The following is a 12,614-nucleotide window of genomic DNA, read 5'->3' as shown; positions in this document are numbered from 1 at the left end:
CTCAGGGACGGGGCCGCCGCAGGCATCGACGGACGCACCCGCACCCCGAACAGTTGAGCGACCAACGGTAATGCCCCGGTAAAAATCACCGCCCCCGGAATGGGAACCCGTCCCTCCGATGTTGCACCCCCTTGGAGGGCGCCCCGCACCCTCCGTCCGGCATGCCCGCTGCAAGGAGGACCGCCACGTGAGCCAGTACGTCAGCAGGCTCGGGCGACGCTCCCCGGCAACGCCCCCGCGGCTCAGGCTGCACCGCCGACCCCGCCGTATCGCGATGCTGTCGGTGCACACCTCCCCGCTCCACCAGCCCGGCACGGGCGACGCGGGCGGCATGAACGTATACATCGTCGAACTCGCGCAGCGCCTCGCCGCGATCGGCGTCGAGGTCGAGATCTTCACGCGCGCGACGACGGCCGCACTGGAGCCGACGGTCCAGCTCGCCCCCGGCGTACTCGTCCGCCATGTCGACGCCGGCCCCTACGAGGGCCTCGCCAAGGAGGAGCTCCCCGCCCAGCTGTGCGCCTTCACGCACGGCGTCATGCAGGCGTGGGCCGGCCACCGCCCCGGCTACTACGACCTCGTCCACTCGCACTACTGGCTCTCCGGCCACGTCGGCTGGCTCGCCGCCCAGCGCTGGGGCGTCCCCCTGGTGCACGCCATGCACACCATGGCCAAGGTCAAGAACGCCAACCTCGCCGACGGCGACACCCCCGAGCCCGCCGCCCGGGTCATCGGCGAGACCCAGATCGTGGAAGCGGCCGACCGCCTCATCGCGAACACCACCGAGGAACGCGACGAACTCGTCCACCACTACGACGCCGACCCCGCCAAGGTCGCGGTGGTGCACCCCGGCGTGAACCTGGACCGCTTCAGCCCCGCAGACGGCCGCGCCGCCGCCCGCGCCCGCCTCGACCTCCCCCAGGACGCGCTCATCCCCCTCTTCGCGGGCCGCATCCAGCCCCTCAAGGCCCCCGACATCCTCCTCCGGGCCGTCGCCGTCCTCCTCGACGAGCGCCCGGAACTCCGCTCCCGCATGGTCGTCCCCGTGGTCGGCGGCCCCAGCGGCAGCGGCCTCGCCAAGCCCGAGGGCCTGCAAAAGCTGGCCTCTCGCCTGGGCATCGCGGACGTCGTACGGTTCCGCCCGCCCGTCGGCCAGGACCAGCTCGCGGACTGGTTCCGGGCCGCGTCCGTCCTGGTCATGCCGTCGTACAGCGAATCCTTCGGCCTGGTCGCCATAGAGGCCCAGGCGGCCGGTACGCCGGTGCTCGCGGCGGCGGTCGGCGGGCTGCCGGTGGCCGTACGCGACAACCAGACGGGCTTCCTCGTACGCGGTCACAATCCCGCCGACTACGCGCGCGTGCTCCGCGACCTCGCGGACCACCCGGACCTGGCCCCCCGCATGGGCGAGGCCGCCGCCCGGCACGCGCAGTCCTTCGGCTGGGACACCGCCGCCGCCGCGACCGCGGACGTCTACACAGCCGCGATGCAGGCGCACCGCCGTCGCGTACGCTCCCACCATGGCTGATGCGCAGAAGGTCATCGAGGGCGTCCTCAAGGACGCCGAGCTGGAATGGGAGAGCCCCGAGCCCGGCCATTACGTCATCCAGCTCCCCGGCACCCGCAAGCTGAAGACCACGGTCTCCCTCCTCGCCGGCCGCCACTCCCTCTCCCTCAACGCCTTCGTCATCCGCCACCCCGACGAGAACGAACCCGGCGTCCACCGCTGGCTCCTGGAGCGCAACCTCAAGCTGTACGGCGTGAGTTACGCCGTCGACCAGCTCGGCGACGTCTACGTCACCGCCAAGCTCCCCCTCGCCGCGGTCACCCCGGACGAGATCGACCGCCTCCTCGGCCAGACCCTGGAAGCGGCGGACGGCGCCTTCAACACCCTCCTGGAGCTCGGCTTCGCGTCCGCGATCCGCAAGGAGTACGAGTGGCGGGTGTCCCGCGGCGAGTCGACCCGCAACCTGGACGCCTTCACCCACCTGACGCAGCGCCCGTCGTCGGCCTGACCGGGCCGACGTCTCACCTGGCCCGCAGCACGTCGTACCCCACGAACTCGAACATCCGCTCCCCGCGCACGAGCGGCCGCAGCTCGCCGCCGAACCGGTGCGCCCCCACCCCGAACCCCAGCCCCGGGTCGGACACCCACAGCCGCTCGAACCCCCGCTCCTCCAGCCACGCGCACACCTGAGGCACCAGATCGGGCTCGATGTGCCGGCTCCGCGTCCAGATCACCGTGCCGCCGGTACGGCACAGCCGGGTGCAGTGGTCGAGGAGCCGCTCGACGTCGGCGTCGGTGATGTTCCCGAGGATCCCGCAGATCAGCACGAGATCGGCGGGCACGAGACCGGCGTAGTGATCGGTGAGCGAGGCGTCCCCAGCGACGACCTCGACCCCCGGGAGTCCGACGGCCGCAGCCCTGGCCGCGGCCACGTTCCGTTCGTCCAGCTCGACCAGCCGCGCCCGTACGTCGTCCCGCCGCGGATGGCCGGCCAGTACGCCGATGAGGTCCCGCCCCTGCCCGGCGCAGAGGCTGACGGCGGTCAGGGGGCCGGGCGGGGCGTCGTCGAGGGCGGCACGGACGCGGTCCTGGACGAGGGCGAGGCGTCGTCCGAGGTAGGAGTCGGGGGAGTCGTACTTCTCGTGCCAGTCATGCCAGTCCATGGGGTGGACGATAGGTCGGCCGCTCCGCGAACCGCCGCCGGTTTACGCGGACTTCGCGTAGCGGCCCGGCGTGACCCCCACCAACTTCCGGAAGTGCCGGGTGAGATGGGACTGGTCGAAGAACCCGGTGGCCGAGGCGACGTCCCCCGGCCGCTGCCCGTCCAGGAGCAGCCTCCGGGCGCGGTCGACGCGGCGGGAGGTGAGGTACTGGTGCGGGGCGATGCCGTACGCGGTGCTGAACGCCCGTACCAGGTGGGCGGGATGGGCGTGGACGAGCGCGGCGGCCTCCTCCAGGGAGACGCCCTCCACCACCCGCTCGTCGAGCAGCTCGCGCAGCCGGCGGGCGAGGGCCGGGTCGGTGCGCGGGACGTCGGGGACGAGGCGCGGGCGCAGTTGCGCGGTGAGCCGCTCCCCGATGAACGTCAGCCTGCTCGCGGCCTCCAACTCGTCGCCGGGATGGTCGAGGGACTGGTGCAACTGGCCGACCCGGAGCCGCAGCAGCGGATCGCGGAGGTCAGGGGTGTCGACGGCGGGCCCGACGAGGTCCTCGCCGAGCAGCGAGGTGTCGAGGTAGACGACCCGCTTGCGGAAACCGCCCGGCGTGGCGGGGGAGCCGTTGTGCGGGACATGCGGCGGCAGCAAGGTCACCGTGTCGTGCGGGGTGCCGTGCTCATGCCGGTCGAGGTCGTACCGTACGGCCCCGTCGTCCACGATGAGCAGCGTCCACGCCTCATGGACGTGCATCGGATAGGCGTACTCGGTGAAGTGGGCGTGGAAGACCTCGGTGACGCCCGGGACCCGGGGACGCCACGCGGTGACTTCCTGCCGGGCGGCCATGCAAAGAACGTACAAGACGTAGTCGGACCGCGGTCGGCAGTCTCAGTGCATGAGCACCGAACCTCCTGCGAACGCCGAACCCATCCGCTTCGACACCAAGATCGCCGTCCTCCTGCGCGAGGACCTGGAGCCCTGGCAGCGCCTGAACGTCACCGCGTTCCTGGTCAGCGGCCTCGGCACGGCCGCCCCCGAGGCGATCGGGGAGCCGTACGAGGACGCCGACGGCGTGCCCTATCTGCCGATGTTCCGGCAGCCGGTGCTGGTCTTCGAGGGCACGAAGGAGACGCTGAAGGCGGCCCACGCGCGCGTGCTCTCCCGTGCCCTCCCGCGCGCGGTGTTCACGAGCGACCTGTTCTCGACGGGCAACGACCGCGACAACCGGGCGGCCGTACGGGCGGTCGGGACGGACGGTCTCGACCTGGTGGGGATCGCTGTGTACGGGCCGCGCAACGCCGTGGACAAGGTGCTGAAGGGCGCGCGGATGCATCCGTGAACCGAATCTGCACAGTGCTTGCGCAACCGCGCGGCGGGCGGGGGCCGTTGACGGGGAGTTGCTGGGGAGTTGTCCTGTTCGCGGGTCCCGGGGCAACGGCTGTGAGCCGCCTGTGGCGCCCGCGGTGTAGAGAAGCTGCCCCCAATTGGTGTGCGCGCCCTCATGGTTCCGTCGACCGGTGGACCAACTGCCCTTCCATGGCCGCGATCGCACTGGATGCCGGGCACGCTCCGTGATTTGATCCTGCGCACCGCACCCCGCCCGCTGTCCCCCGCGGGGCGGTCCCCCCTCTGTACGTCCACGCGAAGGGCAGTCTCCCCATGAACTCCGCTCCCCAGATCCAGACCCTCGAGATCTCCGACGCCGACCTCGACGCCGTCTCCGGCGGCCTGGCCCCGCAGATCACCGTCACCGCCGGCGACACCACCCTCAGCAGCAGCGACGTCCTGGCCCAGCTGGACGGGGTCAAGGCGACGGCGCTGGGTGCCCTCGATGGCACGCTCGGCGCGCTGCCCACCCAGGTGGGCGTGACGGTCGGTCTCTGACCTCTGCTCGTGCGAGAGGCCCTCCGCCCGCGGTTCCGCGCGGTGGGGGGGCCTCTCTCCGTTTGGCCGAGCCGTGCTCGGGAGTGTGCTTCAGGCCGCGCTGACCTCGGGTTTCACGACGGTCGTGGTCGGCTCGGCGACCATCGGTTCCTCCGCCGGCAGGCCCCGCATCAGGACGGCGTACCCGACCCCGGCGACCGTGCCGACGACCGCGCACAGCCCCCACAGCCACTCGGCGCCGTAGTGGTCGATGACCAGGCCGGACATCAGCGGGGCGATGAGGGAGGCGACGGCCCAGGACAGGGTGTACATGCCCTGGTAGCGCCCGCGCCCGTGCACGGGGGAGAGCCGCACGACCAGGCTGGTCTGAGTGGGCGCGTTGACGATCTCGGCGAGGGTCCAGACGCAGACCGTGAGGGCGAAGACGCCGATGGACCCGGCGAAGGCGGTGAGCCCGAACCCGTACCCGGCGAGCAGGGACGAGATGACAAGCAGCCGGCGCGGATCGCGGTGCTGGATGAACCGGGTGACGGGGATCTGCAACGCGACGATCAGCACGCCGTTGACCGCGATGGCCATGCCGTAGTCGGCGGGCGTGAACCCGGCCTCGCCCATGGCGACGGGGAGTCCGACGGAGCCCTGCTGGAAGACGAGGGCGACGAGGAAGGAGAGGGAGACGACACCCATGTACCGCCCGTCGCGCAACACGGTCCCGAGCCCCACTTCCGGTGCCGCCTTCTCACCGGTCGTGCGCTCGGGCCGGGACTCGGGGAGCTTCAGGAAGACGACGACCGCGCATACGGCGGTCATGCCCGCCTCGATGAGGAAGCCGGCGAGGTAGCTGAACTCGGCGATGAACCCGGCGCCCATGGAGGAGACGGCGAACCCGAGGTTGATGGCCCAGTAGTTGAGCGAGAAGGCGCGCACCCGGTCCTCGGGCCGCACGATGTCGGCCATCATCGCCTGCACGGCCGGCCGGGACGCGTTGCTGGTCATGCCGACGAGGAAGGCGACGGCGGCGATGGCGGCGGGGTGGTGCATGAACCCGAGCAGCGCGACGGAGCCGGCGGTGGAGGCCTGGGCGACGAGGAGGGTGGGCCGCCGCCCCAGCCGGTCGGTCATCACCCCGGCCCCGACGGAGGAGACGACTCCGCCGAGCCCGTGGAGGGAGGCGACGAGGCCGGCGTAAGCGGCGGAGTACCCACGATCGAGGGTCAGATAGAGCGCCATGAAGGTGGCGACGAAGGCGCCGAGCCGGTTGACGAGGGTGCTGGTCCACAGCCACCAGAACTCGCGGGGAAGCCCGGAAACGGACTCCCTCAGGGCGCGTCTCATGGTGGCTGGTGACATGGCGGTTCCCCCGGGGTGATGTAAGCGTCTCTGGCGGCATCGGCAACTTACAAGTGGCAGGCCCGGGGAGGCCACTGAATTAACAGATCCCGTCAACCGTCCGCCTGCCGAGCACCGGCACAAGCGAGCGAGTCGGTGGATTACGCTCATACGCATGGCCGACGCACCGTACAAGCTGATCCTCCTCCGCCACGGCGAGAGCGAGTGGAACGCGAAGAACCTGTTCACCGGCTGGGTGGACGTCAACCTGAACGAGAAGGGCGAGAAGGAGGCAGTCCGCGGTGGCGAGCTCCTGAAGGACGCCGATCTCCTCCCCGACGTGGTCCACACGTCCCTCCAGAAGCGCGCGATCCGCACGGCCCAGCTCGCGCTGGAGTCCGCGGACCGCCACTGGATTCCCGTCCACCGTTCGTGGCGCCTGAACGAGCGCCACTACGGCGCCCTCCAGGGCAAGGACAAGGCACAGACCCTGGCGGAGTTCGGCGAGGAGCAGTTCATGCTCTGGCGCCGTTCGTACGACACCCCGCCCCCGCCGCTGGAGGACGGCACGGAGTTCTCCCAGTCGGCCGACCCCCGCTACGCCTCGATCCCCCCGGAGCTCCGCCCCCGCACGGAGTGCCTGAAGGACGTCGTGGTCCGCATGCTCCCGTACTGGTACGACGGCATCGTCCCCGACCTCCTCGCCGGCCGCACGGTCCTGGTCGCCGCCCACGGCAACTCGCTCCGCGCCCTGGTCAAGCACCTCGACGGCATCTCCGACGCGGACATCGCGGGCCTGAACATCCCCACGGGCATCCCGCTCTCCTACGAACTGGACGCCGACTTCAACCCGCTGAACCCGGGCGGCACGTACCTGGACCCCGAGGCGGCGGCTGCTGCCATCGAGGCGGTCAAGAACCAGGGCAAGAAGAAGTAGCCATTGCGATCATGCCCCTGAGCTGCGCATACGGCGCGGCTCGGGGGCATTTTCATGCCCCTGGGACCTCTCCGGGTGCCTCCAGGACAAAGAACAGGAAGCACATCTGGGTCGAGAGGCTCGCGAAGTCGTCGGGGAACAGGGTCCAGTCGGCCGTGTAGCTGGTGGTGGCGTGGTAGTCGGGGCGGGGGTCCTGGATGACGTAGTCCACGAACGGGTGCTGCACCGAGGCGAGCAGGCGGCCGCCGGGTCTCAGGACGCGCCGTATCTCGGTCAGCGTCGGGCCCCAGTCCTCCAAGTAGTGCAGCACCAGCGAGGCGACGACATCGTCGAACGTCCCGGCGTCGAAGGGCAGGGGGTCGCTCAGATCGGCTATCCGTATGTCCGCCCCCTCTCCCAGTCGCCGCCGCGCCAGCTCCACCATTCCCGCACTGCGGTCGAAACCGCTGACCAGGGCGCCTCGCTCGCGCAGTGCGGCGGACAGCGGACCTGGGCCGCAACCGGCGTCGAGGATGCGGCGGCCGGACACGTCACCCGCCAGCGACAGCATCGCGGGGCGTTCGTAGTAGGCGTTGAGGAAGCTGGTCTCGCTCAGGTTCGCGTACGCCTCGGCGAAGCCGTCGTAGTCGTTCGCCCGGGCATGGTCATGGGCATCGGCATGGGCATCGTGGTTGGCGGTGGTCATCTCGGGATCTCCGTCGTCGTGAAGCCCGCCGAGCGGTCCAGGTGGAACGGGGGGCCCGGGGCCGTGGGGAGCCAGCCCGCGGTGCGGGCCAGTTGGATCGAGCGGGCCACGTCGGAGGGGAGGACCGGCTTGGACTCGCGGCCGAACCAATTGCCGGCGTGGGGCTGGTCCGTGGTGACGACGAGGGTCGTGCCCGGCGCGTCCGCGTGCTCCACGGCGTACGTGCACGGCGACCACGTCAGGGCCTGCGAGTAGGTCGGCCTGCGGCGCAGTCGCCAGCGGTATGTCGTGCCGTCGACGACGATCCGCCGTGCGCCCTTGCGTCCCACTGCCATGGCTCCCCCTCCGCTCAGGCCGGTATCCAACCAGGCCACTGTGGCGGGATGTTGCTCGCGGGGCAGTTGCCGGAGTCGCCCGGGTAGTCGGACAACGTGCCCACCGTGGCGAAGAACCACCAGGCGAGCAGGACCGTGGCGCAGAGCACCGACAAAGGTGGCAGGCAGCGGCGTACGAGGGGCGGTGCGTGGCGGGACAGACGGCGGGCGACAGCGAGGGCCGCGAGTGCGGTCATGCCTCCGGCGAGCGCGGTCACGGGGAACAGGGCGTTGAGTTCGAGGCGGCCGCCGGCCTCGTACCCCGCGTCGCAGTACGCGCGCGCCCATGCCGTCAGGGTCCAGGCCGCCAGGCCCATCGCGGCGCCGAAGCAGCACGCGACCGCCCCGGGCAGGCAGCTGGTGCGCTCGGACTCGACAGTGCTCATGACAGGGGACGACGCCGATCATGGGCACTGTGGTTCCGGCGGCTGCTCGCCCTGAGCGTTTCCGTTTCCTGCAAACTCGCCAAACTCGCCTACGAGATCGTCAGCGGCACCGCGTGGATCTCGTCCGCCTTGTGCCCCGTGCGCTCGTGGATGCGCTGGACCGCGTCCGCCGAGGGGGCCTCGGAGAGGCAGTAGACCGTGCCGGACTCGGGGTCCGCCCAGGCCCGTTCGAAGTGGACGCCCTCCTCCTTCTCTATGGCGAGGTCGGCCTGGTGGGCCTGCTTCAGCTGCTCGGCCGTGATGCCCTGCATCCCGTGATGTACGTCCATGAACCGCGTCATGTCCCGCACCTCCTTACGGCTCGTACCGCTCGTACCGCTCCCTTCCATGCTGCGCCTCACACGGCAGCAGAAGCGACCGCACACAGACGAAGGGCCCCGGCAGCACACCGGGGCCCTTCACCGTCGTACGACAAAAATCGCGGCGTCAGCCGCACTGGCACGGATTGCCTGACTGGCACCCGCACCCGCACCCCGAACCGCAGCCGCACGCGCCGATCAGCATCAGGTTCCTGATCTCGGCGGGCTGCTCGGTCTGGCGTTCCTGGGTGGGGTCGGGCGTGGGAGTGCTGGGGGAATCGGCCATGGGTCCCTCCTGGAAGGCTGGATGCCTGTACCCATTCCATGCCCGTTCAGCTGGGCGCATCAACGGCGCACTGAGGCTTGCGCACGCCCCGAACAGGCACCCACGCGCCCGACGTCAGGCCCCCTCCACCCCCGTCACCGGCTGGATGTCCGCCTGGAGCTCGTCCGCGTGCTCGCCCGTCACCAGGTACACCACCCGCTTCGCCACCGACACCGCGTGGTCCGCGAACCGCTCGTAGTAGCGGCCCAGCAGGGTCACGTCGACGGCCGTCTCGATGCCGTGCTTCCAGCGGTCGTCCAGCAGGTGCTGGAAGAGGGTGCGGTGCAGCAGGTCCATCTCGTCGTCGTCCTGCTCCAGCTGGAGCGCGAGGTCGACGTCCTTGGTGATGACGACCTCGGCCGCCTTCGCCATCAGACGCTGCGCGAGCTGGCCCATCTCCAGGATGGTCGCGTGCAGGTCGGCCGGGATGGCGCGCTCCGGGAAGCGCAGCCGCGCCAGCTTCGCCACGTGCTGGGCGAGGTCGCCCGAGCGCTCCAGGTCCGCGGACATCCGGAGCGAGGTGACGACGATACGGAGGTCCGTCGCCACCGGCTGCTGCCTGGCCAGCAGGGCTATGGCGCGCGCCTCCAGGTCGTGCTGGAGGTCGTCCACCTTCTGGTCGGCCTCGATGACGCTCTCGGCCAGCTTCAGGTCGGAGTCGAGGATGGCGGTCGTGGCGCGCCCGATCGCCGACCCCACCAGCCGGGCCATCTCCACCAGACCGTCGCCGATCGAGTCAAGTTCCTCGTGGTACGCGTCCCGCATCAGGGATCCCTCTCTTACGTCTGCCTCGGGGGTTCCGGGGGCCAGAACCGGCCGTCGGTCGCTTCCGAAAACCGGCGCTGTGAACCCCACGCTCCCACGTTCGGCCCTGTACGCGTCGATTTCCGTCACCCCAAATGAACCATCACTGGCTCCAAGGTGAACTCTGGGCGACGAGTGTTCGAGCTCGCACTCCGATGGCTGTGGCCAGGACCGGACCCATGCCTAACCTGGATGCATGGACGTGAACGCGGCGGTCGCCGCAGTGGCAGCGATCGCCGGAGCAGTCACCGGCGTGATCGCCATGCTGGCGTTCCGCTTCAGCGAGCGGGAGCAGAAACGCCCCACTCGCAGCTCTCTGCACACCGACCCGGTGCTCCCGCCGGGCGTGGACACCGTCCTGTCCGTCCTCCGCTCCTCCGCCGTCGTCCTCGACGAGGCCGACGGCGTCGTCAAGGCCAGCTCGGCCGCCTACGCCCTCGGCCTGGTCCGCGGCGGCAAACTCGCCGTCGAGCCCATGCTCCAGATGGCCCGGGACACCAGACGCGACGGAGAGATACGACAGGTCGAGCTGGACCTCCCGAGGCGCGGGACCGGGCGCGGGGAGGCCCTCGCCGTCTCCGCCCGCGTCGCGCCTCTCGGCTCCCGGCTGGTGCTCCTCCTCGTCGAGGACCTCACCGAGGCCCGCCGTATCGAGGCCGTCCGCCGTGACTTCGTCGCGAACGTCAGCCATGAGCTCAAGACCCCGGTCGGCGCTCTCTCCCTGCTCTCCGAGGCCGTCATGGACGCCTCCGACGACCCCGAGGCCGTCGAGCGCTTCGCGGGCCGGATGCAGATAGAGGCGACCCGGCTCACCAACCTGGTCCAGGAGCTCATCGACCTCTCGCGGGTCCAGAACGACGACCCGCTGGAGGACGCCGAGCCGGTCCGTATCGACGAGCTCGTCGCCGAGGCCATCGACCGCTGCCGGCACCAGGCCGGCGCGAAGAACATCACCATGGCCGCCGGCGGCACCGCGGACCTCAGGATCTGGGGCAACCGCGGCCAGCTCGCCGCCGCCCTCGGCAACCTCGTCGAGAACGCCGTGAACTACTCCCCGGCCCGCACCCGCGTCGGCATAGCCGCCCGCCGGGTGACCGCGCCCGGCGGGGACCTCATCGAGATCGCCGTGACCGACCAGGGCATCGGCATCTCCGACAAGGACAAGGAGCGCATCTTCGAGCGCTTCTACCGCGTCGACCCGGCCCGCTCCCGTGCCACCGGCGGCACGGGTCTCGGCCTGGCGATCGTCAAACACGTGGCCGCCTCCCACGCGGGGGAGGTCACGGTGTGGAGCTCCGAGGGACAGGGCTCCACGTTCACCCTGCGGCTGCCGGAGGCGGGGGCTGCCCGCGACCGCGCAATCCACCACACCGACCTCGACGACGAGGACGGCCCCGACCCATCCCCGTACGAACCGCTTCCCGCCCCGGAGGTCCTTCCGTGACCCGAGTGCTTGTCGTCGAGGACGAGGAGTCCTTCTCCGACGCCCTGTCGTACATGCTCCGCAAGGAGGGCTTCGAGGTCGCGGTCGCGACCACGGGCCCCGACGGACTCGACGAGTTCGAGCGCAACGGCGCCGATCTCGTCCTCCTCGACCTGATGCTGCCGGGGCTGCCCGGCACGGAGGTGTGCCGTCAGCTGCGCGGCCGCTCCAACGTCCCGGTCATCATGGTGACCGCCAAGGACAGTGAGATCGACAAGGTCGTAGGCCTGGAAATAGGAGCCGACGACTATGTCACCAAGCCGTTCTCCTCGCGCGAGCTGGTCGCCCGTATCCGTGCCGTACTGCGCCGACGCGGCGAGCCCGAGGAGGTCACCCCGGCCGCACTGGAGGCCGGCCCGGTCCGGATGGACGTGGACCGCCATGTGGTCACGGTCTCGGGCTCCAAGGTCGACCTCCCCCTCAAGGAGTTCGACCTCCTGGAGATGCTCCTGCGCAACGCCGGTCGCGTACTGACCCGCATGCAGCTCATCGACCGGGTCTGGGGCGCCGACTACGTGGGCGACACCAAGACCCTCGACGTCCACGTGAAGCGCCTGCGCGCCAAGATCGAACCGGACCCGGGCGCGCCCAGGTACCTGGTGACGGTCCGGGGTCTGGGCTACAAGTTCGAGCCCTAAGCCGTACGACGACGAAAGGGCGGGACCTCCTCTGAGGTCCCGCCCTTTCGTATACGACTGCCCGGTGCCTGACGGCGCACTACTGCGCGGCGCTCTCGCTCGCCGTCGCGGAAGCCGACGCCTCGTCGGTCGAGGTGGCGGTCGCCGAGGGGGAGGCGGTGCCCGTGGCGGACTCGGTCGGGGAGGCCGACGGGCTCTCGCCGGTGCCCGGGGCCTCGGGGACCTCGGTCGGGCCCCACTTCTCGAAGTAGTGCTTGGCGGGCACGACGAACGCGCGCAGGCTCACGTCACCGGTCTTGCTGAAGGTGAAGGTGATCTTCTGGGCGTTGCCGTCCTTGATCGCCTCACGGCTGCTGGGCAGCACCGCGGAGGCGTTGCCCTTGCCGCCGATGATGACGTAGCCGCCGGCCGGGATGGTCAGCGCGCCCTTGCCCTTGGCGGGGGAGAGCTCGGCGGACTTGCCGGTGCCGGCCACGGTGATCGAGTCCAGCGTCTCGGCGGTCGTGCCGTTGTTGAACAGGGTCGCGGAGATCACCGCCGGGCCCGTCGACTCCAGGTCGGGCTGGGTGATGACGACCGCGTTCTGCACCTTGATGGTGCCGACGGTCGTGGCGGCGTTGTCCGGCTTGATCTCCAGCGTCTGGGCGTTGTTGCCGGCACCGCACGCGGCGAGCGAGGCGATCGAGAACGCGATGACGGCGGCGGCGAGGGCGCCGCGTCGAAGGCTGCTGCTCACGGCGGCGGCAACTCCT

The 12,614-nt window shown here is 70.7% G+C and carries 17 protein-coding genes; 7 read left to right on the top strand and 10 right to left on the bottom strand.

The features are described from left to right. Positions 1–187 precede the first annotated feature (187 nt). A complete protein-coding gene (gene mshA, locus ABZ928_RS48410; protein WP_361534959.1) occupies positions 188–1,525 on the top strand; it encodes a D-inositol-3-phosphate glycosyltransferase in 1,338 nt (445 codons plus the stop codon). Then, positions 1,518–2,012 carry a YbjN domain-containing protein gene (locus ABZ928_RS48405; protein WP_361534956.1) on the top strand — a complete coding sequence of 165 codons (495 nt, stop codon included), beginning with the start codon at positions 1,518–1,520 and terminating at the stop codon, positions 2,010–2,012. The genes mshA and ABZ928_RS48405 overlap by 8 nt, the downstream gene beginning before the upstream one ends. Positions 2,013–2,025: 13 nt before the next feature. Here ABZ928_RS48405 and ABZ928_RS48400 read toward each other — a convergent pair whose 3' ends face one another. Together ABZ928_RS48400 and ABZ928_RS48395 are read right to left on the bottom strand one after the other, a co-directional pair. Then, entirely contained in the window at positions 2,026–2,667 is a 642-nt protein-coding gene (locus ABZ928_RS48400) for an SAM-dependent methyltransferase (RefSeq protein WP_361534953.1), read from the bottom strand. A 42-nt stretch (positions 2,668–2,709) separates the two neighbouring features. Then, entirely contained in the window at positions 2,710–3,504 is a 795-nt protein-coding gene (locus tag ABZ928_RS48395; RefSeq protein ID WP_361534950.1) for an AraC family transcriptional regulator, read from the bottom strand. A 49-nt stretch (positions 3,505–3,553) separates the two neighbouring features. On the opposite strand from ABZ928_RS48395, the gene ABZ928_RS48390 reads away from it, so the two are divergent. Together ABZ928_RS48390 and ABZ928_RS48385 are read left to right on the top strand one after the other, a co-directional pair. Further along, a complete protein-coding gene (locus ABZ928_RS48390) occupies positions 3,554–3,997 on the top strand; it encodes a DUF2000 domain-containing protein (RefSeq protein ID WP_361534947.1) in 444 nt (147 codons plus the stop codon). A gap of 320 nt (positions 3,998–4,317) precedes the next feature. Beyond that, positions 4,318–4,542: a hypothetical protein gene (locus ABZ928_RS48385; protein ID WP_361534944.1), complete on the top strand. Its 225-nt coding sequence runs from the start codon at positions 4,318–4,320 to the stop codon at positions 4,540–4,542. Between the two features lie 90 nt (positions 4,543–4,632). On the opposite strand, the gene ABZ928_RS48380 is transcribed toward ABZ928_RS48385, so the two are convergent. After that, positions 4,633–5,892, bottom strand: a complete 1,260-nt coding sequence (locus tag ABZ928_RS48380; protein ID WP_361534941.1) for an MFS transporter — start codon at positions 5,890–5,892, stop codon at positions 4,633–4,635. Positions 5,893–6,046: 154 nt separating this feature from the next. Here ABZ928_RS48380 and ABZ928_RS48375 point away from each other — a divergent pair, with 154 nt between their 5' ends. Further along, the gene (locus tag ABZ928_RS48375) at positions 6,047–6,808 is read left to right on the top strand and encodes a phosphoglyceromutase (RefSeq protein ID WP_361534938.1); all 762 of its coding nucleotides are present in this window, start codon (positions 6,047–6,049) and stop codon (positions 6,806–6,808) included. A gap of 52 nt (positions 6,809–6,860) precedes the next feature. On the opposite strand, the gene ABZ928_RS48370 is transcribed toward ABZ928_RS48375, so the two are convergent. The 6 genes from ABZ928_RS48370 to phoU all read right to left on the bottom strand — a co-directional run bounded on the left by ABZ928_RS48370 (position 6,861) and on the right by phoU (position 9,702). After that, positions 6,861–7,493 (bottom strand): class I SAM-dependent methyltransferase, encoded by a 633-nt coding sequence (locus ABZ928_RS48370; protein ID WP_361534935.1) that lies wholly within the window; start codon positions 7,491–7,493, stop codon positions 6,861–6,863. Beyond that, positions 7,490–7,828 carry a hypothetical protein gene (locus tag ABZ928_RS48365; protein WP_361534932.1) on the bottom strand — a complete coding sequence of 113 codons (339 nt, stop codon included), beginning with the start codon at positions 7,826–7,828 and terminating at the stop codon, positions 7,490–7,492. The genes ABZ928_RS48370 and ABZ928_RS48365 overlap by 4 nt, the downstream gene beginning before the upstream one ends. A 14-nt stretch (positions 7,829–7,842) precedes the next feature. Continuing rightward, positions 7,843–8,253 carry a hypothetical protein gene (locus ABZ928_RS48360; protein ID WP_361534929.1) on the bottom strand — a complete coding sequence of 137 codons (411 nt, stop codon included), beginning with the start codon at positions 8,251–8,253 and terminating at the stop codon, positions 7,843–7,845. Positions 8,254–8,342: 89 nt separating this feature from the next. After that, positions 8,343–8,594 carry an SCO4226 family nickel-binding protein gene (locus tag ABZ928_RS48355; protein WP_361534926.1) on the bottom strand — a complete coding sequence of 84 codons (252 nt, stop codon included), beginning with the start codon at positions 8,592–8,594 and terminating at the stop codon, positions 8,343–8,345. A 145-nt stretch (positions 8,595–8,739) separates the two neighbouring features. After that, a complete protein-coding gene (locus tag ABZ928_RS48350) occupies positions 8,740–8,898 on the bottom strand; it encodes a hypothetical protein (RefSeq protein WP_361534923.1) in 159 nt (52 codons plus the stop codon). 114 nt (positions 8,899–9,012) lie between these two features. After that, on the bottom strand, positions 9,013–9,702 hold the full coding sequence (phoU, locus tag ABZ928_RS48345) for a phosphate signaling complex protein PhoU (RefSeq protein ID WP_361534920.1): 690 nt from the start codon (positions 9,700–9,702) through the stop codon (positions 9,013–9,015). A 235-nt stretch (positions 9,703–9,937) separates the two neighbouring features. On the opposite strand from phoU, the gene ABZ928_RS48340 reads away from it, so the two are divergent. Together ABZ928_RS48340 and ABZ928_RS48335 are read left to right on the top strand one after the other, a co-directional pair. After that, a complete protein-coding gene (locus ABZ928_RS48340) occupies positions 9,938–11,185 on the top strand; it encodes an ATP-binding protein (RefSeq protein ID WP_361534917.1) in 1,248 nt (415 codons plus the stop codon). After that, positions 11,182–11,862: a response regulator transcription factor gene (locus ABZ928_RS48335; protein WP_015659563.1), complete on the top strand. Its 681-nt coding sequence runs from the start codon at positions 11,182–11,184 to the stop codon at positions 11,860–11,862. The genes ABZ928_RS48340 and ABZ928_RS48335 overlap by 4 nt, the downstream gene beginning before the upstream one ends. Before the next feature lie 79 nt (positions 11,863–11,941). Here the strand turns inward: ABZ928_RS48335 and ABZ928_RS48330 are convergent, their stop codons facing one another. Then, positions 11,942–12,598: a DUF461 domain-containing protein gene (locus tag ABZ928_RS48330; RefSeq protein ID WP_361534914.1), complete on the bottom strand. Its 657-nt coding sequence runs from the start codon at positions 12,596–12,598 to the stop codon at positions 11,942–11,944. Positions 12,599–12,614: the final 16 nt, after the last annotated feature.

It is taken from the genome of Streptomyces sp. NPDC046909 (assembly GCF_040644695.1).
Classification (GTDB): domain Bacteria; phylum Actinomycetota; class Actinomycetes; order Streptomycetales; family Streptomycetaceae; genus Streptomyces.
This window is presented reverse-complemented; position numbering and strand designations above follow the sequence as displayed.